The sequence below is a fragment of the Rhodococcoides kyotonense genome (assembly GCF_001645385.1).
Classification (GTDB): Bacteria; Actinomycetota; Actinomycetes; order Mycobacteriales; family Mycobacteriaceae; genus Rhodococcoides; species Rhodococcoides kyotonensis_B.
In genome coordinates this window covers 577,528-602,527 of record NZ_LVHI01000012.1, presented here as the reverse complement: position 1 = coordinate 602,527, position 25,000 = coordinate 577,528, and the positions used below count along the sequence as shown (strand labels likewise).

General features: G+C 66.5%; 24 protein-coding genes and 1 riboswitch. Of the genes, 12 read left to right on the top strand and 12 right to left on the bottom strand.

Annotated features, from left to right (window positions below):
- Nucleotides 1-27 precede the first annotated feature (27 nt).
- Nucleotides 28-1,026: a Bug family tripartite tricarboxylate transporter substrate binding protein gene (locus tag A3K89_RS10840; RefSeq protein ID WP_254303489.1), complete on the bottom strand. Its 999-nt coding sequence runs from the start codon at nt 1,024-1,026 to the stop codon at nt 28-30.
- A 119-nt stretch (nt 1,027-1,145) separates the two neighbouring features.
- Here A3K89_RS10840 and A3K89_RS10835 point away from each other — a divergent pair, with 119 nt between their 5' ends.
- Nucleotides 1,146-2,684: a sensor histidine kinase gene (locus A3K89_RS10835; protein WP_068425065.1), complete on the top strand. Its 1,539-nt coding sequence runs from the start codon at nt 1,146-1,148 to the stop codon at nt 2,682-2,684.
- Complete coding sequence (locus A3K89_RS10830; RefSeq protein ID WP_174551404.1) at nt 2,681-3,343, top strand: response regulator; 663 nt, start codon at nt 2,681-2,683, stop codon at nt 3,341-3,343. The genes A3K89_RS10835 and A3K89_RS10830 overlap by 4 nt, the downstream gene beginning before the upstream one ends.
- Before the next feature lie 60 nt (nt 3,344-3,403).
- Here the strand turns inward: A3K89_RS10830 and A3K89_RS10825 are convergent, their stop codons facing one another.
- On the bottom strand, nt 3,404-4,096 hold the full coding sequence (locus A3K89_RS10825; RefSeq protein ID WP_068425059.1) for a FadR/GntR family transcriptional regulator: 693 nt from the start codon (nt 4,094-4,096) through the stop codon (nt 3,404-3,406).
- Nucleotides 4,097-4,270: 174 nt separating this feature from the next.
- Between A3K89_RS10825 and A3K89_RS10820 the strand changes: the two genes are divergently transcribed.
- Complete coding sequence (locus tag A3K89_RS10820) at nt 4,271-6,067, top strand: 2-isopropylmalate synthase (protein ID WP_068426117.1); 1,797 nt, start codon at nt 4,271-4,273, stop codon at nt 6,065-6,067.
- On the opposite strand, the gene A3K89_RS10815 is transcribed toward A3K89_RS10820, so the two are convergent.
- Complete coding sequence (locus tag A3K89_RS10815) at nt 6,013-6,594, bottom strand: TetR/AcrR family transcriptional regulator (protein WP_068425056.1); 582 nt, start codon at nt 6,592-6,594, stop codon at nt 6,013-6,015. The two genes, A3K89_RS10820 and A3K89_RS10815, sit on opposite strands and share 55 nt — an antisense overlap.
- Before the next feature lie 49 nt (nt 6,595-6,643).
- Here A3K89_RS10815 and A3K89_RS10810 point away from each other — a divergent pair, with 49 nt between their 5' ends.
- Nucleotides 6,644-7,783, top strand: a complete 1,140-nt coding sequence (locus A3K89_RS10810; protein WP_068425053.1) for an acyl-CoA dehydrogenase family protein — start codon at nt 6,644-6,646, stop codon at nt 7,781-7,783.
- Here the strand turns inward: A3K89_RS10810 and A3K89_RS10805 are convergent.
- The 4 genes from A3K89_RS10805 to A3K89_RS10790 all read right to left on the bottom strand — a co-directional run bounded on the left by A3K89_RS10805 (nt 7,777) and on the right by A3K89_RS10790 (nt 10,736).
- Nucleotides 7,777-8,559 carry an ABC transporter gene (locus tag A3K89_RS10805; RefSeq protein WP_068425050.1) on the bottom strand — a complete coding sequence of 261 codons (783 nt, stop codon included), beginning with the start codon at nt 8,557-8,559 and terminating at the stop codon, nt 7,777-7,779. The genes A3K89_RS10810 and A3K89_RS10805 overlap by 7 nt on opposite strands.
- A gap of 25 nt (nt 8,560-8,584) precedes the next feature.
- On the bottom strand, nt 8,585-8,899 hold the full coding sequence (locus tag A3K89_RS10800) for a DMT family transporter (RefSeq protein WP_068425048.1): 315 nt from the start codon (nt 8,897-8,899) through the stop codon (nt 8,585-8,587).
- A gap of 13 nt (nt 8,900-8,912) precedes the next feature.
- Nucleotides 8,913-8,974, bottom strand: a riboswitch (guanidine-III (ykkC-III) riboswitch).
- Between the two features lie 74 nt (nt 8,975-9,048).
- Nucleotides 9,049-9,738, bottom strand: a complete 690-nt coding sequence (locus A3K89_RS10795; protein ID WP_068425045.1) for a TIGR03943 family putative permease subunit — start codon at nt 9,736-9,738, stop codon at nt 9,049-9,051.
- On the bottom strand, nt 9,735-10,736 hold the full coding sequence (locus A3K89_RS10790; RefSeq protein WP_068425042.1) for a permease: 1,002 nt from the start codon (nt 10,734-10,736) through the stop codon (nt 9,735-9,737). Before A3K89_RS10790 ends, A3K89_RS10795 begins: the two co-directional genes overlap by 4 nt.
- A gap of 100 nt (nt 10,737-10,836) precedes the next feature.
- Here A3K89_RS10790 and A3K89_RS10785 point away from each other — a divergent pair, with 100 nt between their 5' ends.
- Nucleotides 10,837-11,535, top strand: coding sequence for a response regulator transcription factor (locus A3K89_RS10785; RefSeq protein ID WP_068425039.1), 699 nt, complete (start codon nt 10,837-10,839; stop codon nt 11,533-11,535).
- A complete protein-coding gene (locus tag A3K89_RS10780; protein ID WP_068425035.1) occupies nt 11,532-12,950 on the top strand; it encodes a sensor histidine kinase in 1,419 nt (472 codons plus the stop codon). The genes A3K89_RS10785 and A3K89_RS10780 overlap by 4 nt, the downstream gene beginning before the upstream one ends.
- Here the strand turns inward: A3K89_RS10780 and A3K89_RS10775 are convergent.
- Nucleotides 12,926-13,351 carry an HIT family protein gene (locus A3K89_RS10775; RefSeq protein ID WP_068425031.1) on the bottom strand — a complete coding sequence of 142 codons (426 nt, stop codon included), beginning with the start codon at nt 13,349-13,351 and terminating at the stop codon, nt 12,926-12,928. The two genes, A3K89_RS10780 and A3K89_RS10775, sit on opposite strands and share 25 nt — an antisense overlap.
- An 89-nt stretch (nt 13,352-13,440) precedes the next feature.
- On the opposite strand from A3K89_RS10775, the gene A3K89_RS10770 reads away from it, so the two are divergent.
- The 3 genes from A3K89_RS10770 (at nt 13,441) to purD (ending at nt 18,023) form a co-directional block, all read left to right on the top strand.
- Nucleotides 13,441-14,670: a bifunctional glycosyltransferase family 2/GtrA family protein gene (locus A3K89_RS10770; RefSeq protein WP_068425028.1), complete on the top strand. Its 1,230-nt coding sequence runs from the start codon at nt 13,441-13,443 to the stop codon at nt 14,668-14,670.
- Nucleotides 14,667-16,694, top strand: a complete 2,028-nt coding sequence (locus A3K89_RS10765) for a glycosyltransferase family 39 protein (RefSeq protein WP_068425025.1) — start codon at nt 14,667-14,669, stop codon at nt 16,692-16,694. Before A3K89_RS10770 ends, A3K89_RS10765 begins: the two co-directional genes overlap by 4 nt.
- A 78-nt stretch (nt 16,695-16,772) precedes the next feature.
- Nucleotides 16,773-18,023, top strand: a complete 1,251-nt coding sequence (gene purD / locus A3K89_RS10760) for a phosphoribosylamine--glycine ligase (RefSeq protein ID WP_068425022.1) — start codon at nt 16,773-16,775, stop codon at nt 18,021-18,023.
- Nucleotides 18,024-18,093: 70 nt separating this feature from the next.
- Here the strand turns inward: purD and A3K89_RS10755 are convergent, their stop codons facing one another.
- The gene (locus A3K89_RS10755) at nt 18,094-18,930 is read right to left on the bottom strand and encodes a type IV toxin-antitoxin system AbiEi family antitoxin domain-containing protein (protein ID WP_068426115.1); all 837 of its coding nucleotides are present in this window, start codon (nt 18,928-18,930) and stop codon (nt 18,094-18,096) included.
- A gap of 42 nt (nt 18,931-18,972) precedes the next feature.
- The gene (gene thiM / locus A3K89_RS10750; RefSeq protein WP_068425019.1) at nt 18,973-19,809 is read right to left on the bottom strand and encodes a hydroxyethylthiazole kinase; all 837 of its coding nucleotides are present in this window, start codon (nt 19,807-19,809) and stop codon (nt 18,973-18,975) included.
- An 81-nt stretch (nt 19,810-19,890) separates the two neighbouring features.
- On the opposite strand from thiM, the gene A3K89_RS10745 reads away from it, so the two are divergent.
- Nucleotides 19,891-21,003, top strand: a complete 1,113-nt coding sequence (locus A3K89_RS10745) for a pyridoxal phosphate-dependent aminotransferase (RefSeq protein WP_068426109.1) — start codon at nt 19,891-19,893, stop codon at nt 21,001-21,003.
- Here the strand turns inward: A3K89_RS10745 and A3K89_RS10740 are convergent.
- Nucleotides 21,000-22,004: a threonine aldolase family protein gene (locus A3K89_RS10740; RefSeq protein WP_068426112.1), complete on the bottom strand. Its 1,005-nt coding sequence runs from the start codon at nt 22,002-22,004 to the stop codon at nt 21,000-21,002. The two genes, A3K89_RS10745 and A3K89_RS10740, sit on opposite strands and share 4 nt — an antisense overlap.
- A gap of 67 nt (nt 22,005-22,071) precedes the next feature.
- On the opposite strand from A3K89_RS10740, the gene A3K89_RS10735 reads away from it, so the two are divergent.
- Complete coding sequence (locus tag A3K89_RS10735) at nt 22,072-22,716, top strand: TetR/AcrR family transcriptional regulator (protein WP_068425016.1); 645 nt, start codon at nt 22,072-22,074, stop codon at nt 22,714-22,716.
- Nucleotides 22,717-22,751: 35 nt separating this feature from the next.
- Nucleotides 22,752-24,170, top strand: coding sequence for an adenylosuccinate lyase (purB, locus tag A3K89_RS10730; RefSeq protein WP_068425012.1), 1,419 nt, complete (start codon nt 22,752-22,754; stop codon nt 24,168-24,170).
- A 19-nt stretch (nt 24,171-24,189) separates the two neighbouring features.
- Here purB and A3K89_RS10725 read toward each other — a convergent pair whose 3' ends face one another.
- Nucleotides 24,190-24,984, bottom strand: coding sequence for an HAD-IIA family hydrolase (locus A3K89_RS10725; protein WP_068425009.1), 795 nt, complete (start codon nt 24,982-24,984; stop codon nt 24,190-24,192).
- Nucleotides 24,985-25,000 lie beyond the last annotated feature (16 nt).

The window sequence follows — 25,000 nt, the reverse complement described above, 5'->3', positions numbered from 1 at the left end:
ACTCCTTTACGAAACTGAAGCAGTGATTCAGCTGTGCGACGAGACCGACAAGGTCTCGGATACGAACGACGCTTGCTCGCCGAGGAACTCGGAGAAGTCGTCACCGGTGAGAACTGCGCTGCGCCAACCGTTTCGGGTCAGCACGTCGTGCCAGGCGGGGGAGTCGTCCAGAGTGCGGATTCGGTCGGTCCACACCGCGATCTGGTCCGGTGACAAGCCCGGTGGCGCGAGAAGCCCGCGCCAGTTCGCGAACACGACGTCGACGCCTGCCTCGCGGGCAGTGGGTGCGTCGACGACGGGTATTCGCGCGTCGGTGCTGACGGCCAGTGCGCGAACGGTGCCTGCCGCCAGTTGGTCCAGGTACTCGCTGACACCGGTGGTGGCCACGTCGACGTCCCCGGTGAGCAGTGCGGGAAGCAATTGTCCGCCGCCCTCGTACTGGCGATACGACGATGCCGACGGGTCGACGCCGATCGCCCGCGCCAGCAGGATGCGGAACACGCCGTCCGGTCCGCCCTCCGCAGATCCACCGCCGAAGGTGAGGCCCGACGGGTCGGCGCGCCAGGCGTCGACGAGATCGGACATCGTCCGAAGTGGCGAGTTGGCCGGTACGAGAACGGCTTCGGGCTCTTCGAGCAGCCGTGCGAGCGGCGTGGTCTCGGAGATCGAATGAGCAGACGGCGTCGTTTCCAGGGCGCCGATGAGTCCGAGGCCCATCACCATCGCGAGGTCGGGGTTGCCGACTTCGAGATCGAGCCTGCCCAGTCCGACGACCCCGCCGGAACCAGGGAGCACGACGACGTCGTAGTCGGTGTCGTCGTTGCTCAGTGTTTGCGTCAGGTTGCGGGCGGTGAGGTCGTAGCCACCACCCGCGTCCGACGGAACCACGAACCGGACTCGCTCGTTGCCGTTGGGGCCGGCGAAGACGGCCGGCTCCGTTGCACAACCGGCTGCGGCACCGCCCACGAGAACGGCGACCGAGACGCACAGGGCGCTGGTCGCAGTTCGAAGTCTCGTCGTGGGCACCGAGGAAGTACACCTCACTTTGTGACTGGGGTCACCCTTGCGGTCACAGTTTCAATTGTGTCCATTGTGCGCACGATCATTTGTTCTTCGCGCACGAAGGTGAGACGTAGTGTCTTTTCGTGCGCAGAACTACGTTGGCGGCCCAGCTGCTGAGGTTGCAGCTGCTGATCGTCGTCGTCGTTCTCGTGGCGATCGGCGGGCTGTCGCTTGCACAGTCGTCGGCGACGTTCCAACGGGACGCGGGCCGTCGAGCGCAGTCCGCAGCGGAAACGCTCGCCGCGAACCCCGTCGTACGGCAGCTGTTGCCGTCGGCGCAGCCTCGTATCAGGACCGGGTTGCAGAGTGCGGTCGAATCGGTGCGTGCGGTGTCGGGGCTCGACTACGCGCAGCTGGCCGACGGCGACGGTGCCGTGATCCTGTCCACCGTGCCCGAACAGGTCGGGTCGACGACCCGCTCGGCCGCCGGTGGATCGACGGTCGGCCTCACCGAGACGACGTTCGGCAAGGCCGTCGAGGCCAACGTGCCCGTGCTCGACGACGAGGGTGTGTTCATCGGAACCGCCGTCGTCGGAGATCGATACCCGTCGGCGCTCGACCGTTTTCTTCAGGCCGCGCCGAACCTCATCGTCTATCTGGCAGTGGCGTCGGTGCTCGGCGGCGTGGGGTCGGTCCTCCTCGCGCGACGGGTCAAACGGCAGACCCTCGGCATGGAGGCCAGTGAGATCCTCGATCTCGTCGGGCAGCGCGAGGCGATGCTGCGCGGGTTGAAGGAAGGCGTCGTCGCCCTCGACCCGAACGGACGCGTCCTGCTGATGAGCGAGAGCGCTCACGAGTTGCTGCACATCGAGCACGGGAGCAAAGGCAGAACCGTCGACGAACTCGGATTGACCGACCGATTGCGTGACGTGCTGCTCGGTACCGCATCGGACGACGAGATAGTGGTCGTCGGTGATCGCGTGCTCGTGCTGAACACGGTCCCGATCGTGTCCAAGGGAAGGGCGGTCGGAACCGTCACCACGTTCCGCGACCGCACCGAACTGACCGACGTCGAAGAGGAGTTGGGCGTCACCAGGACCAGCTCCACGGCGCTCCGGGAACACATTCACGAATTCGACAATCAGCTGCACACCATCTCCGGTCTCGTGCAGTTGCAGGAGTACGACGAAGTGGTGAACTACGTCGACGGACTCACCGCCCGCCGCGAGGGTGCGACGTCGGTGGTGACGGATTCGGTGTCCGACGTCGGTGTCGCCGCGCTGTTGATCGCGAAGATCGGTGCAGCGGCGCATCGTTCGGTGTCGGTCGAGATCGACGACGGGTCGAGGCTCGGCAGTCACGGCGGTGCACTCTCGCGCGATCTCTGTACGGTGCTCGGCAATCTCGTCGACAATGCCGTCGCGGCGTCGTCGGGTCGGGTACGGATCGCATTGCGAGAGGGTGACGGCATCGAGATCGAAGTGCGTGACGACGGACCCGGTGTGCCGGATCCCGAACGCATCTTCGAACAAGGGTGGAGCACACGGGGTTCGGCGAGTACCGGGCACGGTTTCGGACTGGCGTTGGTGCGGCTCGTCTGTCGCCGACGCGGCGGTGACGTGTCCGTCGGATCGGACGGCGGATGGACGGTGTTCACGGCAGTGATCGAGGAGCAGCAGTGATACGAGTTCTGGTCGTCGACGACGACTTCATGGTTGCGAAGGTGCACTCCGGATTCGTCTCCAAGGTGGACGATTTCATGGTGTGCGGGGTCGCGCACACGCCGGAGTCGGCCGTCGAAGCCGTGTCGGTCCTCCGACCGGATCTGGTGCTGCTCGACGTGCATCTGCCCGGAGCGAGTGGACTGGACTTGATCGCGCGGTTCCGCGAGTCGGTGCCCGACGTCGACGTTCTCGTCATCACCAGTGAGCGCGAGGTCGCGTCCGTGCAGCGTGCCCTGCGTAGCGGCGTCGTGCACTACCTCATCAAACCGTTCAAGTTCGCTGCGCTGCAGGACCGTTTGGAGCAGTACCGCACGACGCGGCAGCGCTTGAGTGCGTCGCAGGAAGCCGAGCAAGCCGAGGTGGACAAGGCGTTCGGGCTGACCGGAACAGGCAACGACCTCCCCAAAGGGCTCAGCCGTGTGACGCTGGAGCTGGTCGAGGACCGTCTGCGCGACGTCGATGGCGCTGTCTCCGCGAGCGAGATGTCGGAGCGTTCGGGGATGTCCCGATCGAGTGCGCGTCGATACCTCGAATACCTCGTCGGGATCGGGCGGGTGGACGTGTCGCTCGACTACGGGAACGTCGGGCGCCCGGAGCGGTTGTACCGGCGGAAGTAGTACCGAGTATTTCGCTCCCCAACTCGACCTGATGTGCGGGATCCCGTCGATTTCGCCGAGTTAGGGAGCGTTATGCACCCCTGCCGTGGCTACCGGACCGTGTAGCGACTCGAGGTGCGCACGACTGAGCGAGCGCGCTGCGGCCGCGTCGGCGTCGACGATGGCGTCCAGGACGCGTCGATGCACGTCGTGGTCCTCGTCGGAGCCGAACCGTCCGTGGATCCGGAGCATGTCGATCATGGCGTCGCGCAGTCGCGGGCTGAAGCCGTCGAACAGCCCGGTGAGGATTTCGTTGTGCGCCGCCGCGACGACCGTGCGGTGGAAGGCGATGTCCGTGTCGACCATCTCCTCCAGGTCGGTTCGATGTCGATCCCGCGACCGCAGAGCGGCCCGCATCCGGCGGATGTCTGCTGGTGTTCGTCGCTGCGCGGCCCAGCCGGCAGCCTCGACCTCGATCGCGAGACGCGCTTCGACGACCGCGTCGATGTCGGCTCGGCGCAGCACGGTGTCCCACCCCTCCTCCGGTTCGAGTGCAGCCACGAAAACGCCTGCGCCCTGCCGAGTTCGGAGTATTCCGCGTCCGGCCAGCTGGCGGATGGCCTCGCGAACCGTGGAGCGTCCGACTCCGAGTTGGGGACCGAGGGTGGTCTCGCCCGGGAGTTTTGCGCCGACCTCCCATTCGCCCGCCTGGATGCGCGTGAGGAGAAGATCGGCCGCTTGATCGGCGAGGGACGTCCGGCGTACGTGGGGCACGAGGACCGAGCATACTCGTCTACTTGTCTGAGGAGTTGTGCTACGGTGCTGTCATGTCGATCCACGGGATGCTTCTCCTTCGCCGCCGCGGCGGGGCCTAGTCGAACCGGCTCCCCTCCGCGGGGTTGTCACGTGCGCCGGTTCTACTCCCACTTCACCGAAGGAACCGTCAGCATGTTCACCTCTGTCTCGACCCCGTCGGGCCCTGTCCCGGCCGGAGCGCCCACCTGGAATCGTCAGCGCGGTTCGCAGATGCCGTCCCACCGCTACCGTGACGTCTACTCACGCGTCGAAGTTCCATTGTCCGAACGTGATTGGCCTCGTCGACGGATCACGCACGCGCCACTGTGGGTGCCCGTCGACCTGCGCGACGGCAATCAAGCTCTGCCCGAACCGATGGACCCGGCGCGCAAGCGTCGATTCTTCGAGTTGATGGTCGCGATGGGCTACAAGGAGATCGAGGTCGGCTATCCGTCCGCGTCGCAGACCGACTTCGATTTCGTTCGGCTGCTCGCCTCGACCGACATCGCGCCCGAGGACGTCACGGTCGTGGTGTTCACCCCGGCGCGACGTGACCTGATCGAACGGACCGTCGAGTCCGTGCGGGGCATTCGGAATCCGGTCGTCGTCCACATGTACACCGCGACGGCACCGACGTGGCGCGATGTCGTCCTGGGGCGGACCGCAGAAGATCTGAAGCGAATGATTCTGGCTGGGGCACAGGACGTTCTGCACTTCGCCGGCTCGATGCCGAACGTGCGCTTCGAGTTCTCGCCCGAGGTCTTCAACCTGACCGAGCCCGACTTCGTGCTCGACGTGTGCGACGCCGTCACCACCGCGTGGGACGCGACACCGGATCGGCCGGTGATCCTGAATCTGCCTGCGACGGTGGAGGTTGCGACACCGAACGTGTATGCGGACCAGATCGAGTACATGCACAAGAACCTGGCTCGACGCGACTCCGTCGTGCTGTCGGTACATCCGCACAACGATCGTGGAACAGGTATCGCATGCGCCGAACTGGCCGTGCTCGCAGGTGCGCAACGTGTCGAGGGCTGCATCTTCGGTAACGGCGAGCGCACCGGAAACGTCGACCTCGCGACCCTGGCGCTGAATCTCCATGCGCAGGGCGTCGATCCGATGATCGACTTCTCGGACATCGACGAGATCCGCCGCACCGTGGAGTACTGCAACCAGATCGAGGTGCACTCCCGACATCCCTATGTGGGGGATCTCGTGCACACGGCCTTCAGTGGGACGCACCAGGACGCGATCAAGAAGGGCTTCGCGGAGCATCGGGCGCGTGCTGTCGCCGAGGGCCGCGACGAGCGCGAGATCGAGTGGCGAGTGCCGTATCTGCCGATCGACCCGGCCGACATCGGACGTTCCTACGACGCGGTCATCCGCGTCAACTCGCAGTCGGGCAAAGGCGGAATCGCGTACCTGCTCGAGACCGAGTACGGCATCGAATTGCCGCGGCGCCTGCAGATCGATTTCGCCCGACACGTCCAGCGTCGCACCGACGACGCAGGCACCGAAGTGTCACCGGCCGAGTTGTGGAGCATGTTCTCGGACGCCTATCTCGACGACGGCGACGTCACTCTGCAGGGCTACGAGGTCGACGGGAACTCACGTACGACGGTCACCGTGCGGGTCGGCGGCGTCGACCACGTCAGCACGCACGACGAGGTAGGTCCGGTCGAGGCTGTCGCCGCGGCACTCGCCGCGCTGAACCGTCCGGTCGACATGCTCGATCTGCATCAGGGCAGTGTTCGTTCCGGGAACGACAGCGACGCGTTGACCGTGGTCGAATTCCGAACGGCAGACGGAACCGGGTGGAGTGCAGGCCTCGACTGGTCGGTGCTCACGGCCACGCTGAAGGCTGTCGCGCGGGCCGCGGGAGTGGGGATCGGCCGTCAGGAACCGGCGTCCGTGAGACCCGTCGTCAGCAGCGCGGCGAGTTCCGCGTAGGCCTGCGAGTCGTCGAGTCCGGTGCGCTGCGCGACCTCCCGGCTCTGAATTCGGGCCATGGTCGACGCGGCGACATCGGCGACGAACGCCGCATGGAGACTGCGGACTTCACCCGTCGATGCGCCGTCGTCGATCAGTTCTTGGACGCGTGTGGCGGCGAACGCCGTGTTCTGCTCGTAGATCTCGCGTGCGGGTGCGAACGCGGCGAGATCGTCCATGAACCGGTCCGACGCCGGTTGCAGCGCGACGCCGACCGCCGACAGGTATGCGGTGAGGCGGTCGGCGAAGCCCTCGATGCCGGCGATGGCCGCCTCGACCTGGTCCGTCGCGCCGCGGAAGAAGTGGACCGTGGCCGCCCGCACCAGCTGTTCCTTGCTGCCGGCGAGGGTGTAGAGCGTCGACTTGCTGCAGTGGAGGCGGGACGCGATGTCGTCGAGCGTGAGGTGCGCGAAACCCTCGGCCAGGAGCAGCTCCACCAGCTGGTCGAAGAGTTGGGCTCGGCGAGCGGTGGCGTGAGCTGCGGTCATTCGTGTAATAGTACTGGAGAGAGTCCGTCAGTACTGTGAGGAGTTCCAAGTGCCCGTCGATCGTCTGCTTCCCACCGACGAAGCTCGTGACCTGATTCAGCTCACCCGCGACGTCGCGGACAAGGTGCTGGATCCGATCGTCGACGAGCACGAGAAGAACGAGACCTACCCGGACAACGTGTTCGGCACGCTCGGCGAGGCGGGTCTGCTGAGCCTGCCGTTCCCCGAAGAGTGGGGTGGTGGTGCTCAGTCCTACGAGGTCTACCTGCAGGTTCTGGAAGAACTTGCCGCGCGGTGGGCTGCCGTCGCGGTTGCGGTGAGCGTGCACAGCCTGGCATGTTCGCCGCTGCTCGCCTTCGGCACCGAGGAACAGAAGCAGCGGTGGCTGCCGGACATGCTCGGCGGCAGCCTCATCGGCGCCTACAGCCTGTCCGAGCCGCAGGCCGGCTCCGACGCGGCAGCGCTGGCCTGCAAGGCAACGCCCAAGGACGACGGCTACGTCGTCAACGGGTCGAAGGCGTGGATCACGCACGGCGGCATCGCCGACTTCTACAACCTCTTCGCCCGTACCGGTGAGGGTTCGAAGGGTGTCTCGTGCTTCCTGATTCCGAAGGATCAGGAAGGACTGTCGTTCGGCAAGCCCGAGGAGAAGATGGGATTGCACGCCGTTCCGACGACGTCGGCCCACTACGACAACGCGTTCGTGTCGTCGGAGCGCAGGCTCGGAACAGAAGGCCAGGGTCTTCAGATCGCGTTCAGTGCACTCGATTCCGGTCGTCTCGGTATCGCGGCGGTGGCCGTCGGTATCGCGCAGGCCGCGCTCGACGACGCCGTTGCCTATGCCAACGAGCGCACGACGTTCGGCAAGAAGATCGTCGACCACCAGGGTCTCGGGTTCCTGCTCGCCGACATGGCAGCCGCGGTGGCGTCCGCGCGTGCCACCTACATCGACGCCGCTCGACGACGCGACGCCGGACTCGACTACTCCCGGGGTGCATCCGTCGCGAAGCTGGTCGCCACGGATGCGGCGATGAAGGTGACCACCGATGCCGTTCAGGTGTTCGGCGGTTACGGCTACACGCGCGACTTCCGCGTCGAGCGGTACATGCGCGACGCGAAGATCACGCAGATCTTCGAAGGCACCAACCAGATTCAGCGTCTCGTCATCGCGCGCAGTCTTCGTCAGTGAAGCTCGTGCACCGTCTGTTTTCCGCCCTTGAGCCATCGATTCGGTAGACGGCCGACGAGCTCTCCCAGCGGATTGACCGCTGCCGCAAGCACTTCCACCGTGTCCTGCAGGATGTCGATGCTGACGCTCATGCGTTCGAGATTCGGGGCAAGCGACGACAGTGTCTGCGACAGCGTCACCAGCTGATCCAACGGCCCACCCTGTGCGGTGAGCCGTTCGATGGCCCCGCCCTCGGCGAGCAGCTGTTCGAGCAGGCCGCCCTCCTGGATGGCGCGCTCGAGGATGCCGTCCTCGCGCGTGAGGAGTTCGAGCGGACCGTCGTTCGCGGTCAATCGCTCGAGCGGCCCGTCGACCGCGGTGATGCGATCGAGCAGGCCACCTTCGGCGAGCAGTCGTTCGATGGGTCCGTCCTCGGCGAACAACCGGTCCAGTGGACCTCCCGTCGCCGTGACGCGGTCGACCGGTCCGCCCTCCGCGAGCAGGCGATCGAGTGTGCCTTCGTCGGACGTCAGCCGATCGACGACGCCTCCCGGTGCGAGCAGCCGGTCGAGCGGGCCGCCTGCCCGCAGCGCGTTTCCGAGTGCCCGGTCGTCGGACGTCAGCTGCCCGAGCTGGGACAGCAGCTGCAGCGTTCCGCCCGCGCCTTTCGGCGTGGCAGTACCGGATTCGAGGGCCATACGCGTCGTCGACAATGCGAGTTCGGTGGCCGACAGTGCTGTCTCGGCGACGGCGATCCCGGCGCGCACAGGCAGTGTGATCGCTGACACCCAGTTCATCGTTTTACTGTAACTGCTGGAGACATCAGTGCAGCAGTTTCAGCCCGACGACGCATCCGACGATGCCCATCAGCAGGGCGATCTTGATCCACGACGCCGGTTCGTCGCCCGTGGCCATGGCGTACGCGACGGTCAGAGCGGCGCCGATTCCGACCCAGACGGCGTACGCGGTTCCGGTCGGCAGCGTCCGCATCGCGTAGGCGAGTCCGGCCATGCTGGCGACGAGCGCGACACCGAAGACGACAGTGGGGCTCAGGCGCGAGAACCCTTCGGATTTGCCGAGGGCAGTCGCCCAGACTGCTTCGAGGACACCGGAGATGACGAGAACGATCCAAGCCATGACAGAACACTCCCATGCACCGTCTTGTCGCAGGCCGGGTACGGTGCGCTCGTCCGCTAGTCGTCGAGACTGGTACGAGGGTACCAAACTCCACGTGAGCAGAAATGTATAGCCCGCTATACATTTCTGCGCACGTGCGCCGAAGGCGCTCAATAGGCGTACGTGTTCTCCGGCGTCGGAATGTGCTCGACGCCGGTGACGGTCATCGTCGGGATGTTCCCGGTCTCCGGCGACGACGGCGCGACCGTGCCCCGGACGCGGAGCCACTCGCCGTCGATCGGCCTGTCGAGATGGATGCGAATCGACCGAGCGTCGGCAGCGCAACAGATCACCAGGACTCGCGCGAGGTCGGTGCTGCCGTCGTCGTTCGGCACGACGAACCCCGTCACGGTGATCTCGCGATCGTCGAGACTGCCGGTGTTGTCGCGCGCCGCCCGCTGAACGACGTCGAGGATCGGGACTTCGGGCGCGTCGCCGTCGGGCAGGGGTGGAAAGGCCGTCTTCTCCAGTGAATCGGCCGTCACCACCCGATCGGACACCGACGACACGCCCAACGCGGGAGGCGCGACGAACAGAATGAGCGCTGCCGGAACCAGCAGCATCCAATACGGGCGACTGCTGTGCGCGTGACTGCCGTCCGCGTGATCGTGGCCGGGGCCGCCGCGTCGGACATCTCTGACGATGGCGGCCACCGCCAGCACGACCATGAAGGCCGCGCTGATCACGAGATACGGTTGCAGGCTCGGTTTGACGTAGCGAACGTAGTCACCGTTGAGCGCGATCTGCAGGAGTGCACCGCCGAGAAGCAGCAGCAGGACGTTCTGAACTTCGCGTTTCATCGGGCGCCGCCGAGGATCAGGTAGCCGGACACGGTCGCGCAGACGATCGCGACCACGAGCGTGACCGGAGCGAAGCGGGCGACGAACCCGCGTCCGAAACTGCCTGACTGCATCGCCATCAGCTTGACGTCGACCGCCGGGCCGACGACGAGGAACACCAGCCGCGGAAGCAACGGCAGCATCGACATGCTCGCCGCGACGAAGGCGTCGGCCTCCGAACACAACGCGAGCACGACGGCGAGAAACGCCATCACGAGAATTGCCAGCAGCATCTGGCCGGCGAGGTGATCGAGGACGGCGTCGGGCACGACGATGTGCAGCACCGCCGCAGCGCCCGCACCGAACACGAGAAACGCACCTGCCTGCAACAGGTCGTGGCGAGCAGCCTCGGAGAACACTTCCCACTTCGATCTGCCGGTGTCCACGTCGTGGTCGACGAGCCGAGCGGTGATCCATTCCGCCTTGCCTGCACGGGCCCACAGCCACCCCATCACCCAGGCCGTCGCCAACGACCCGACGAAACGCGCGAGCACCATGCGCGGTTCACCGGGAAACGCGACGGCCGTCGACACGAGGACGACCGGGTTGATCGCAGGCGCCGACAACAAGAACGCCAATGCCGCCGACGTCGGAGCGCCCTGATCCATCAACCGGCGTGAGACCGGGACGGCTCCGCACTCGCACCCGGGCAATGCCATACCGGCCAACCCGGAGACGCCGACGGCTTTCTTCTCGTCGGACGGCAAGAGCCGTCGCAACACCCTCGGTGACAGATGCGCCGCGATCGCGCCGCTGACCAGGACACCGAGAACGAGGAACGGTGTCGCCTGGACGAAGACGCCCAGGAAGATCGTCGCGCCGGTCTGTATCTCGGGAACGGAGCCGACGAACGACACCAACGGGTCGCGGAAGACGATCGCCGACACGAGCAGAAGTGCGAATACATGCATGGAACCGATGCGGATGCGAGAGCGTGCGGGCTCCTGCGTCTCGACCATCGCCGTACATTCTTGCACTCGTCCCGGACGGCCAGGTGCTCACAGCGAGTTCACAGCGAGGAACCAGCGAGTGGGCAGGGATGGGGTCCATCATGGAGTCGTGAGCGAAACTCCTGAGGCACGCGTACTGGTTGTCGACGACGAACCGACCATCGTGGAACTGCTGTCGGTCAGCCTGCGATTCCAGGGATTCGACGTGCAGACGGCATCCTCCGGCCCGGAGGCGTTGGACAAGGCCCGCACGTTCCGGCCCGAGGCGCTGATTCTCGACGTCATGATGCCCGGCATGGACGGGTTCGGTCTGTTGCGTCGGCTGCGTGCCGACGGTGTCGACGCGCCCGCGCTGTTCTTGACCGCGCGTGATTCAGTCGAGGACAAGGTGTCGGGGCTGACGCTCGGCGCCGACGACTACGTCACCAAGCCCTTCAGTCTCGAGGAAGTCGTCGCTCGTCTGCGCGTGATCCTTCGGAGGTCGGGCAAGACCCAGGAGACGGCGCCGTCGCGAATCTCGTTCGCGGACATCGAACTCGACGACGACACTCACGAGGTGTGGAAAGCCGGCGAACCGGTGTCGTTGTCGCCCACCGAGTTCACGTTGCTGCGGTACTTCATGGTCAACGCGGGCACTGTGCTGAGCAAGCCGCGAATCCTCGATCACGTGTGGCATTACGACTTCGGTGGTGAGGTCGGCGTCGTCGAATCGTACGTGTCGTATCTGCGGCGCAAGGTCGACACCGGTGACACTCGGCTCATCCACACCCTCCGCGGTGTCGGCTACGTGATGCGACAGCCGCGGTGAAGGTTCTGCCCAAGCTCCGTGACGTCCCGCTGCGGTTCACGCTCGTCGCGGCGTTGCTGCTGCTCGTCGCGGCTGGCCTGGCCGCGTCGGGCGTGCTGGTGACGTCGGCGCTGGAACGATCGCTGATCGACCGCGTCGACAAGAGCCTGATGGACGCCTCGCGTGGGTGGGCCGAGCCGCGGAACCTACCGCTGCCGCCGCCGTCGGAATCCCGCCGACCGCCGAGCGATTTCTACGTCGAATCCGTCAACCAGGCGGGCGAGGTCAATTTTCAGGAGAACTCGGGACCCGACACGCCCGACGTCGAGAGTGTCGACGCGTCCCACCCCGTCACCGTCGGATCCGTGGACGGCGGCGACACCGAGTGGCGCGCCCTGACAGTGTCGAACGCGCAGGGAACGACGACGATCGCACAGAGCCTGACCCCGACGAACCTCACCGTGGATCGGCTGGTCCGGCTCCAATTGATCGTCGGCGCAATCGTTCTCGGCGTCCTGGCCGTCGTCGCGTACTTCGTCGTACGACGCAGTTTGCGTCCGCTCGTCGAGGTCGAGGCGACCGCCGCCGCCATCGCTGCAGGTGATCTGCACGAGCGCGTCCCCGAGCGCAGCGAGCGCACCGAGGTCGGACGACTGTCGGCTGCACTGAACGGCATGCTCTCGCAGATTCAACGGGCTTTCGCGGCCAGCGAGGCGTCCGAGGAGGCGGCTCGCGCGTCGGAGACCAAGATGCGACGCTTCGTCGCGGACGCGAGCCACGAACTGCGCACGCCGCTGACGACGATTCGGGGTTTCGCCGAGCTGTACCGCCAGGGTGCGATGAGCGACATCACGCTGCTGATGAACCGTATCGAAGGGGAGTCGGCGCGCATGGGCCTGCTCGTCGAGGACTTGTTGATGCTCGCGCGACTCGACGCGCAGCGGCCACTCGAGACGAAGACCGTCGACGTTCTGTCGATCGCAGCGGACGCGGTACACGACGCCAAAGCCGTTGCACCCGAGCGCGACATCGCACTGAAGGTGTTGGCCGGGCCGGGAATTCCAGAGGTCACCGGTGACGATGCGCGACTTCGTCAGGTGCTGGGCAACCTCGTCGGCAACGCTCTACGGCATACACCGTCGGACGCCTCGATCACCGTGTGCGTCGGCACGACCGAAGAATCGGTGGTGCTCGAGGTACGCGACACCGGGCACGGCTTGTCGGAGGAAGAGACTCGACACGTGTTCGAGCGGTTCTACCGCACCGACACCTCCCGTACCCGCGAAAGCGGCGGCAGCGGACTCGGTTTGTCCATCGTCGCTGCTCTCGTCGCCGCGCACGGCGGCACCGTCACCGTCGACAGTGCTCCCGGTGAGGGTGCCACCTTCCGCGTCGAACTGCCCCGCGTGAATCAGGACGGGACGTTCGCCCCGTAGCCGAGGTCGGTGAGCGCTGCCCTGATCTTCGTCGCGGCCTCGTCGAGCGACTCCGGCGACGGGCTCGGATCCGCCTTCGAGATGTCGAAGTTGCCCATCTCGTACGCCGGGAACACATGCAGGTGCAGGTGCGGAACTTCGAGGCCTGCGATCAGGAAGCCCGCACGCGGTGCGTCGAACCCTGTGCGAACGGCCTGTCCGACCTTCTGGGCGACGGCCGTCAATTTGCCGAAGACTGCGCCGTCGACGTCCTGCCACTGGTCGATCTCCTCGCGCGGGACGATCAGAGTGTGCCCCTGCGTCACCGGTGCGATGGTCAGGAATGCCACGACGTCGTCGTCCTCCCACACGAATCGTCCGGGGATCTCGCCGCTGATGATCTTGCTGAACACGGATGCCATGGGTGACAGGGTATGCGGCTTCGCCACACACAGGTAACTGCCAGCGAGGATGCAGGGTGGTTGCAGGGGACGGGCCGAATCTTGATCCCATGACATCGAACTCGCTACTCCGAGCAGACGGCCGTGAGCCTGGCTCGGTCCAGGCGGCCACTCTCGAAGTGGTCATTCCCGTCTACAACGAAGAGGCGGACCTCGAACAGTGCATTCGTCGCCTGCACGCTCATCTCCACGACGCCATCCCGTTCCGGTCGACGATCACCATCGCCGACAACGCGAGCACCGACGGCACCCTCGCCGTCGCGCACCGGCTCGCGGCCGAGATCGACAGCGTCCAGGTTCATCACCTCGACGAGAAGGGCCGTGGTCGCGCGCTGAAGGCAGTGTGGATGGCGTCGACCGCCGATGTCGTCGGGTACATGGACGTCGATCTGTCCACCGACCTCAACGCGTTGATGCCCCTGATCGCTCCGCTGATGTCGGGTCACTCCGATCTCGCGATAGGCTCACGGCTCGCCCGTTCGTCCCGCGTCGTGCGAGGTGCCAAGCGCGAGTTCATCTCTCGCAGCTACAACCTGATTCTGCGAACGTCGCTGCGTGCGCGATTCTCCGACGCCCAGTGCGGCTTCAAGGCGATGCGCACCGACGTCGCTCGTGAGTTGTTGCCGCTCGTGCAGGACACGGGCTGGTTCTTCGACACCGAACTGCTCGTCATCGCCGAGAAGGCAGGGCTGCGAATTCACGAGGTGCCCGTCGACTGGGTCGACGACCCCAATTCGAGCGTCAACATCGTCGACACCGCCGTGAAGGACCTGCAGGGTTGCTGGCGCGTCGGCCGCGCACTGGCCACCGGCGCGCTTCCGGTCGCCGACCTTCGCAGGAGTCTCGGACGGGAGCCGCTGGTGGCAGGAGTTCCGCACGGAATGGTCGGTCAGATGGTGCGCTTCGCCATCATCGGCGTCGCGAGCACGATCGCGTACGCGCTGCTCTATCTCATCCTGCATCCGTTGATCGGTGCTCAGGCCGCGAACTTCCTGGGCCTGCTGATCACCGCCGTGCTGAACACTGCGGCGAACCGGGCGTTCACGTTCGGCGTCCGCGGATCCGAGGACGTCGGAAAGCATCAGTTGCAGGGCTTGCTCGTGTTCGGGTTCGCCCTGTTGGTCACTAGTGGTTCGTTGGCCCTCCTGCATGCATGGGCGCCCGGTGCGTCTCGCCACGTGGAACTCGCGGTGCTCGTCGTCGCGAATCTCGTTGCGACGGTGTGCCGTTTCGTCGCCCTCCGATGGGTGTTCCGCAACAACGAGGACGTACGTAAATGACCATGTTGATGGAACGCACTGCCGACGCTCCCGTGCAGCGGACCGGCACACGATGGGAATGGGTCGGACTCGGCGCACTGCTGCTGGGAACCGCGGTCGCCTACATCTGGGGGCTCGGCGCGTCCGGCTGGGCCAACTCGTTCTATTCGGCTGCAGTGCAGGCAGGTTCGGTGTCCTGGAAGGCCTTCTTCTTCGGGTCGTCCGACGCGGCCAACTCGATCACCGTCGACAAGCCGCCGATGTCGCTCTGGCTGATGTCGCTGTCGGTACGGATCTTCGGTCTCAGTTCGTGGGCGATGCTGATTCCTCAGGCGCTGCTCGGTGTGGGCTCCGTCGCGCTGCTGTGGGCAACGATCCGCCGCCAGTTCGGCGCTGCCGCAGGTCTTCTCGCCGGCCTTGCATTGGCTGTGACTCCCGTCGCGGCACTGATGTTCCGGTTCAACAACCCCGACGCGCTGCTCGTATTGCTCATGATCGCCGCCGTGTGGGCGTCGATGCGTGCAGTCGAAGACGGTCGCACACGCTGGCTCGTGGTGACCGGCATGTTCGTCGGATTCGGATTCTTGACCAAGCAGCTGCAGGTGATGCTCGTCGTCCCGCCGATCGCTGCGATGTATCTCGTTGCGGGACAACCGAAGCTGGTCAAACGACTGCTGCAACTGTTCGCCGCGCTCGGTGCGGCCATCGTGTCCGCCGGTTGGTGGCTGCTGGCCGTCGAACTGTGGCCGGCGTCGTCGCGTCCGTGGATCGGTGGATCGCAGAACAACTCGATCCTCGAGCTCACCCTCGGCTACAACGGCCTCGGTCGCCTCAACGGCGAGGAGACCGGCAGCGTCGGTGGAGGCGGTGGTCCCGGTGGCGGTGCGGGCGGCGGCATGTGGGGCGAGACCGGCATCACCCGCATGTTCGACGCGTCCCAGGGCGGCCAGATCGCGTGGCTGATCCCGGCCGCGTTGATTCTGTTCGTACTCGGACTCGTGTTGCGCGGACGCGCCCGCCGCACCGACCCGAAGCGTGCCGCGCTGATCGTGTGGGGTCTGTGGCTGCTGGTCACGGGCCTGACGTTCAGCTTCATGGCCGGCATCTTCCACGCGTACTACACGGTCGCACTGTCTCCCGCGATCGCCGCACTCATCGGCGCAGGCAGCGTGCTGGCGTGGCGTCGACGTGAGTGGTTGTGGGTGCGAATCGGTCTGGCCGCTGCGGTATCGGCGGCGGTGGCGATGGCGTGGGTTCTGTTGGGCCGCAGCGCAGAATTCGTTCCGTGGCTGCGCTGGGCGGTGCTGGTCGTCGGACTCGTCGCTGCGGTGCTCCTGCTTGTTCCGGTGGCGACGCGTGGAAAGCTCGCGGTGGCAACCATTCTCGCGATCATGTTCGCAGGCCTTGCCGGTCCGACGGCCTATGCGATCGACACCATCGCGACTCCGCACACAGGATCGATCGTCTCCGCAGGTCCGTCCACCGGAATGGGCCCGGGCGGTATGGGTCGCCCAGGCGGAATGGGCGGCGGTACGCGAGACGGTGGTCCGATGGGTCAGATGCCGGGTGCTGGGCAGGTGCCTCAGATGCCTGGTCCTCAGATGCCTGGTTCTCAGATGCCTGGCCAGGCGTCCGCGGGATTCCCAGGAGCAGCTGCCGCCGACGGACCGATGGGTGGCATGGGCGGCGGCGCCGGTGGACTGCTGAACGGCAGCACACCGTCCGACGCTCTCACGTCACTGCTCGACGCCGACGCCGACTCCTACACGTGGGTCGCTGCGGCGGTCGGATCGAACAGCGCGTCGGGTTACCAGCTCGCGACCGAGGAACCCGTCATGGCGATCGGTGGCTTCAACGGCACCGACCCGTCGCCGACGCTGGAACAGTTCCAGCAGTACGTCGCCGACGGGGAGATCCACTACTTCATTGCAGGTGGAGGCATGGGCGGTGGCAACTCGGGCACGTCCGCCGAGATCGCCAAGTGGGTCGAAGCGAACTACACGTCGACCACCGTCGACGGCGTCACGCTGTACGACCTGAGCTAGACGAGCCGAACACGCTCCCCGCACCAGCGGGGAGCGTGTTTTCGTTTCTGGTGTGTCCAGCCGATACGCTTGGGCACTGTGCGCGTACTCGTCATAGGTTCCGGTGCTCGTGAGCACGCCCTCCTTCTTGCACTGAGCAAGGACCCGAACGTCAGCAAGCTGCTGGTGGCTCCGGGCAATGCAGGCACGGCGAAGCTCGCCGAGCAACACTCCGTCGACGTCGCATCCGGCGCAGCCGTCACCGAGCTGGCCCGCAAGGTCGAGGCCGATCTCGTCGTCATCGGACCCGAGGTGCCCCTCGTCCTCGGTGTCGCCGACGCGCTGCGCGACGCCGGGATCGCGACGTTCGGCCCGTCCGCCGCAGCCGCCCGTATCGAAGGATCGAAGGCGTTCGCGAAGGACGTCATGGCCGCCGCGGGTGTGCGCACCGCACACAGCGAGGTCGTCGACTCGCCTGCGAAGCTCGACGAAGCCCTCGACCGGTTCGGCCCCAACTGGGTCGTCAAGGACGACGGTCTCGCCGCGGGCAAGGGTGTCGTCGTCACGACCGATCGTGCGGTGGCACGGGATCACGCAGCCGAACTGCTCGAAACGGGTCACCCCGTGCTGCTCGAATCGTTCCTCGACGGACCCGAGGTGTCGCTGTTCTGCCTCGTCGACGGCACCACCGTCGTACCGCTCCTCCCGGCGCAGGACCACAAGCGTGTCGGCGACGGCGACACCGGTCCGAACACCGGCGGCATGGGTGCGTACACCCCGCTGCCGTGGCTGCCGGCCGAGGTGGTTCAGCAGATCGTGACCGACGTCGTCGAGCCCGTCGCCGCCGAGATGGCAAAGCGTGGATGCCCGTTCTCGGGTCTTCTGTACGCGGGCCTCGCAATCGGTGCGCAGGGACCGGCCGTCGTCGAATTCAATTGCCGCTTCGGTGATCCCGAGACCCAAGCTGTGCTCGAACTGCTCGACTCTCCGCTCGGTGAGGCGCTGAACGCCACTGCCACGGGCACGTTGGCCTCGCTCTCGCCGCTGCAGTGGAAGGACGGCGCCGCGGTGACCGTGGTACTCGCAGCCGAGAACTACCCGGGTCGTCCGCGTACCGGTGACACCATCGTCGGATCCGAGGCGGACGGCGTGCTGCACGCGGGTACGGCTGTCGAGGACGGATCAATCGTCTCCGCGGGTGGACGTGTGCTCAGCGTCGTCGGTTCGGGTGCGGATCTCGCTGCTGCCCGCGCGGATGCGTACGCGAAGATCGACGCGATCACGTTGCCGGGCAGCCATTTCCGCACCGACATCGGTCTGGCGGCGCTCGAGGGTCGGATTACCCTGTAGACCCGGGTATTTTGCTCCCTAACTCCGTGAAATCCGCGGGATCCCGCACATTTCCCCGAGTTAGGGAGCATCATGCACCCCTGCTTCGTCTACGCCGCCGCACGTGGAAGACGATCTCGTCCGCGACCTTGTCCACGTCGCGGTAGACGGTGGCTGCCGAGAACCTGAGCACCATCCACTGCCGTACCACCATCCAGTTCTGGCGGACGCGGTCGTTGTCGAACACTGCCGGGGCGCTGTGGTACTCGCGTCCGTCCACCTCGACGTCCACCTTCGACGGGTAGTCGACGAGATCTCCGTAGTACGGACCGATCTTCGCGTTGATCTCCATGCGAACCCCTCGGGCGCGCACGGCTCGTGCCACCATTCGTTCGGGCTCGGACAGCGTTCCGGGGCAGCACATTTCGAGTTGCCGCCGAACCTCCGGTATGCCTTTCATCCCCTTGACGGTGTCGCAGTGGTCCATGACTGCACGCCACGACACACGGGACCCGATGTTGCGGTCGAAGAACTGCTCCACCTCTGCCGTGTCGAGCGTTGCTGCCACGTCCACGAAACACTGAACGGCCGACACGACCGGCAGACCTTGGCGTTCGTACGCGACAACTGCGCGCGTATGGAGCGTCAGCCAGTCGGCGGAGCCGACGCGTACCGACGGCGGAAGAGTCGCGTGCACGGTCGGCGGTTCGCGCTCCACCATGCCCCACAACCACGCTGCGCTGACGTGGCTGAGCACGGCATCCGGTCGCCACAGCGTGACCGCGACACAGAGATCGAAGTACGACGGCTCGGGGTCCGAATAGACGCTCGGCAACAGCCGAATCAGCGCGCCGCTTCGGACCTTTCGGTCGATGGTCGACCGAGACATCCCCGACTCGAGCAGGTGTGTGCGTGTGTATACCCCCATGGCGACACACGATCGCACGACGAATGCCGCGAACACGGCCCGTCAGGCACGACCTGTGGATAACGAGAACGGCTCGACGAGAGCGCGTCGGCGCAGGTCGTCGGGGGTGACTGCGGCCAACGCGTCGAGGTAGGCCACCGCGAACGACCCCGGTCCGGACGCGTTCTCCGCAGCGATGTCCGACGCGACGGCGACGTGTGCGTGTGCCGACGTGATGCCGATCAACGGTGTGGGAGCGATCGCCAGATAGGCGGCGACGAGAGCGGCCAGTGAGCATCCCGTCGCAGTGACCTTGGTGAGGAGAGGGCTGCCGCCGCCGACCCGTACCCCGACCGGGCCTGAATCTCCGCGTCCGACGATGTAGTCCACGGAACCGGACGCCGATACGACCTGAGCGAACTCCAACAGAGCAATGGCCGCGGGGACGGCCGCGTCGGAGCCGGACGAACTGTCCACTCCGCGGCCCGAATTGCCCTGTCCGGCAAGCGCGATGATCTCGGACGCATTGCCGCGAACGGCGGTCGGGTGTTTCGTCAGCAGGTGCGCAGCCAGGTCGGTGCGCCACGGCAGACCTCCGACGCCGACGGGATCGAGCACCCAGGGCGTCCCCGCTGCGGAGGCCCCGTCCGCGGCCAGGTCGAACGCGGCAGCGGTGGCGTCGTCGGGAGTGCCGAGGTTGATCAGAACGCCGCTCGCGACCGCGGCGAAACCTGCTGCCTCGTGGACGTTGTCGATGTGTGCGTTGCTGGCGCCTGCCGCGAGCAGGACGTTGGTGACGAAGTTCGCGGACACCACGTTGGTCAGCGACTGCACCAGGGGCGTCGCCGCTCGCAGGGCGTCGAGAGCATCGGCGACATCGTCTGCAGTGGGTTCCGGCATCGGTCCAGTCTTCCACGACGGTTAGCCTCGGTAGTCGTGGTCACCGAGTCGAACAGATCCAAGATCGAACCGTTTCACGTGATGGACGTGTTCAAAGCCGCTGCCGTCAGGACGCGCACGCACGGCGACGTGCTATCGCTCGCCGCGGGACAGCCGTCGACGTCCGCGCCTGCTCCGGTGCTGCGAGCGACACGCGAGGCACTCGACGCGCACCTGCTCGGCTACACGGAAACCCTCGGGATTCTGCCGCTGCGCGAGGCGATCGCGTCGTATCACGCGAACGAGGCGGGTATCGCCGTCGATGCGGACGACGTCGTCGTCACCACCGGTTCGTCGGGTGCGTTCACCTTGCTGTTCCTCGCTGCGTTCGACATCGGCGACACCGTGGTCATGGCCCGGCCGGGCTACCCGGCGTATCGAAACACGTTGACGGCGTTGGGCTGTCGCGTCGTCGAGCTCGAATGCGGACCCGAGTCGAGGTTCCAGCCGACCGTCGCCATGCTCGACGCGTTGCCCGAAGCGCCGAAGGGCCTGATCATCGCGAGTCCGGCGAATCCGACCGGCACGATCATCGACGTCGACGAGTTCGCCGCCATCGCGCGATGGTGCGAGGACCGCGGCACGCTGTTGATCTCCGACGAGATCTATCACGGCATCTCGTACGGCGACGTGACGACGTCGAGCGCGTGGCAGTTCTCCCGCGAGGCAGTCGTCATCGGCTCGGTGTCGAAGTACTTCTCGATGACGGGCTGGCGGCTCGGCTGGATGCTGCTGCCGTCGCATCTGCTGCGATCCGTCGAGCGGTTGGCGTCGAACATGACCGTCTGCCCGCCCGCGATCTCCCAGGTAGCGGCCATCGCGGCGTTCACCGACGAGTCCCGCGTCGAACTCGACGGCCACGTGCAGCGCTACGCCGCCAACCGAAAGATTCTGCTCGACGGTCTCGCGCAGCTCGGCGTCACCGACCTGGCACCCGCCGACGGCGCGTTCTATGCGTACGCCGACGTCGGGCACCTGACGCAGGATTCGCGGGCCTGGTGTGCCGACGTCCTCGCGCGAACGGGCGTCGCGATCGCGCCCGGCGTCGACTTCGACACCGTGCACGGGCACCGCACGATCCGTTTCTCGTTCGCGGGCGCGACCGCGGACATCGAGGAAGCGCTGACGCGCCTCGGTCCGGTGATGACGGGCTAGAGACGTTCCAGGGCTTCCTTCACGTCGGCCTCGGACACGTCGCGGTGCGTCACGAACCGCACCTTGCCCGCGACGGTCACCGCGGCGATGCCCGACGCGGCCAGCTCGGTAACCGTCGCGAGTGGATCCGGAACGCTCGCGAGGACGATGTTGGTCTGCGGGTCGGCGACGTCCCAACCACGGTCGCGGAGGCCGTCGGCGAGGAGCGTGGCATTGGCGTGGTCCTGCGCCAGCGAGTCGACGTTGTCCAGGGCGAGCAGGCCCGCTGCGGCCAGAATTCCACCCTGACGGACGCCGCCGCCGAGCATCTTGCGGATGCGCCTGGCCTCGGTGATGCGGGCCGCGTCGGACACGAGCACCGATCCGACGGGTGCTCCGAGACCCTTGCTCAAACACACCGACACGGTGTCGGCGCCGCGCGTCAACAGGCCCGGTTCCACGCCGAGAGCGGCCGCCGCATTCCAGACGCGGGCGCCGTCGAGATGCACCAGAAGTCCGGAATCGCGTGCAGCAGCGAGCAATTCGTTCCATTCCTGCGCGTCGAACACGGCGCCGCCCGCGAAATTGTGCGTGTTCTCGAGACACAGCAGCGTCGTGTTCAGCGCGAAGTACGGGCCCGGCCCACCCGCTGCGGCACGGACGGCGGCAGCCGACGGCCGACCGGGGCCGCCGTCGTGGGGGAGCGGACGCGGCATGCCGAGCGCGAGCCATGCCGCGGTGCCCAGTTCGGAGCCGAGCACGTGCGCGTGGTCGGGTGCGAGGAACGCGTCGCCGCGGCTGAGGTGGAGCATCAACGCGATGACATTGGACATCGATCCGCTCGGCACCCACAGGGCGGCCTCGTAGCCGAGCATCGACGCGACGCGCTCCTCCAGCGCGGCCATCGTGGGGTCGTGGTCGAGGACGTCGTCACCCACTTCGGCGTCGGCCATGGCGGCGCGCATGGCGGCATCAGGGCGGGTGACGGTGTCCGAACGGAGGTCGATGGTCGCGTGGTGCATGGCCTTCACGATTCCATACACGCAAATGCGTCGTTTTCGGTCGAACGCACCACCGCGGACTGGCACGATGACTCGAATGTCCATTGGCCCAGCCGGAACGCCGCACAAGGTGTCGGGTGCCACCCCCAAGGGGGTTCGCCGTCGACATGCTCTGTCGTGCGCCGCGGCCGATCTTCTCGTCGAAGGCGGGTTCGACGCCGTGCGTCACCGGGCGGTCGCGACGCGGGCCGGGCTGCCGTTGGCGTCGACGACGTACTACTTCGAATCGCTCGACGACCTGATCGCGTGTGCCGTCGAGGTGCTCGGACATCGCGAATTGGAGATCATGCGGGGACGCGTCGACGGCATGGGCACACTGCACACCGATCTGGTGTCGACGGTCGAGCTGATCGTCGACCTGCTCATCGGCCCCGACGACGGTGTCGGTGAGGGACGCGAACGGCTGATCGCCCGCTACGAGAGGTTCGTCGCGTCGGCGCGGCATCCGGAACTGCGTGAAGTGCAGCTGCGGTTGCGGGCACAGATCGACGACCTGCTGACGGACGTGCTCCGCCGCGCCGGACGAACCGTTCACGAACAGCAGCTGCGACGCATCGTCGCGGTCGTCGACGGTGCCGTCGTCGGCGCGTTGGGCGAAGTCGATCCGGAACCACGCGCGATGGCGCGCAGTATGTTGCTCGAGGTCATCGACGTGGTCGCGCCTGCGGGGTAGGGGCTTCGGTCGTGCCTTCAGTAGACTGAGACCCCGTGACCATTCCGAATGTCCTCGCCACCCGTTACGCCAGCCCCGAATTGGTGGCCCTCTGGTCTCCGGAACACAAGATCGTCCTCGAACGACAGCTGTGGATCGCGGTCCTCAAGGCACAGTCGTCACTCGGTGTCGACGTGCCGTCCGCCGCCATCGCCGACTACGAGCGCGTCGTCGACCAGGTCGACCTGGACTCCATCGCCGCCCGTGAACGCGTCACGCGTCACGACGTCAAGGCGCGCATCGAGGAGTTCAACGCACTCGCGGGCCACGAGCACATCCACAAGGGTCTGACGAGCCGCGACCTCACCGAGAACGTCGAGCAGCTGCAGATCCTGCGTTCGCTCGAACATGTGCACTCGCACGGTATCGCCGTCGCCGCCCGCCTCGCCGAGCGCGCGGCCGAGTACTCGTCCGTCGTCATGGCGGGCCGCAGCCACAACGTCGCCGCCCAGGCCACGACGCTCGGAAAGCGTTTCGCGTCCGCCGCCGACGAACTGCTCATCGCGCTGACGCGTCTGCAGGAGCTCATCTCGCGCTACCCGCTCCGCGGCATCAAGGGCCCGATGGGAACCAGCCAGGACATGCTCGACCTGTTCGGCGGGGACGCGTCGAAGTTGACGGCCCTCGAACGTCTCGTCGCCGACCACCTCGGCTTCCGGCACGTGCTCACCAGTGTCGGTCAGGTCTACCCGCGTTCACTCGATCACGACGTGCTGTCCGCGCTGGTGCAGGTCGGTGCCGGACCGTCGTCGTTCGCGCACACCGTCCGCCTGATGGCGGGCCACGAACTCGTCACCGAGGGCTTTCAGCCGGGCCAGGTCGGGTCGTCGGCGATGCCGCACAAGATGAACACCCGCTCGTGCGAGCGCGTCAACGGTCTGCAGGTCGTGCTGCGGGGTTACGCGTCGATGGCCGCCGAGCTCGCCGGTGCGCAATGGAACGAGGGCGACGTCTTCTGCTCGGTCGTCCGTCGCGTCGCGCTGCCCGATGCGTTCTTCGCCATCGACGGCATGATCGAGACCTTCCTGACCGTGCTCGCCGAGTTCGGTGCGTATCCGGCCGTCATCGCCAAGGAGCTCGAGCGGTACCTGCCGTTCCTCGCGACGACGAAGGTGCTCATGGCGTCGGTGCGAGCGGGCGTCGGTCGCGAGACCGCGCACGAGGCCATCAAGGAACACGCCGTCGCCGTCGCACTCGCGATGCGTGAGGAAGGCAAGGAGCCGGATCTGCTCGACCGTCTCGCCGCCGACGACCGCATCCCGCTGGATCGCGCAGCGCTCGACGAGGCGCTCCAGGACAAGTCGGCGTTCGTCGGATCCGCCGAGACCCAGGTCGCAGCTGTCGTCGCGGAGGTCGAGAACCTCCTGCATCAGTTCCCGGCCGGCGCCAAGTACACGCCCTCGCCGATCCTTTAGTGCGGCACGCACGGGTGCGTCAGCGCAGCAGATCCGGCAGGTCGGCCACCGAATCGATGACGTGGGACGGCTGGAGCCCGAACTCCTCCTTCTCACGTCGGTCGAGGACGTCCTGCCGGAACTTCCCGGTGCGCACGAGCACACCCGTCATGCCGACGACCTGGGCGGCGAGCACGTCGTTGTCCAGGTCGTCGCCGACCATGACGACGTCGACCGGATCGACACCCATGCGTTCGGCTGCGGTCTGAAAGCCAAGCGGCGCAGGCTTTCCGACGGCCTTCGCCTTGTGTCCCGACGCCTGTTCCATACCGGCCAGGTACATCCCGGTGTCGATGCGCAGGCCGTCGCCCGTCGTCCACATCAGGCTTCGGTGCATCGCGACGACGGGAATGCCGCGGCACAGCCAGTCGTAGACGCGGCTGAGGCGTTCGTGGGTGAATTCGGGGCCCGCGCCGCCGACCACGACGACGTCGGGATCGCCGTCGGATTCGTCGACGAATTCGATGCCCGGCATATCGGAGGTGATGTCGCCGTTGTTCACGACGACCGTGCGTGCGCCCGGGTAGGTTTCGCGCAGATGATCGGCGGTAAGGCTTGCAGCGGTGACGATTTCGTCGGCGTGCACTGCCATGCCGACGTCGGTCAGCGCGTCGGCGATCTGGGACCTCGTCTTCGACGTGGTGTTGGTCAGGAATGCGCGCGCAATGTCCTTGCTGCTCAGGTACTCCAGCGTCTCCGCGGCGCCCGGCACGGGTTTCCACGACGTGACCAGCACGCCGTCGATGTCGAACAGAACACCACCGATCATTCCCATGGCAAGACTGTAGTCG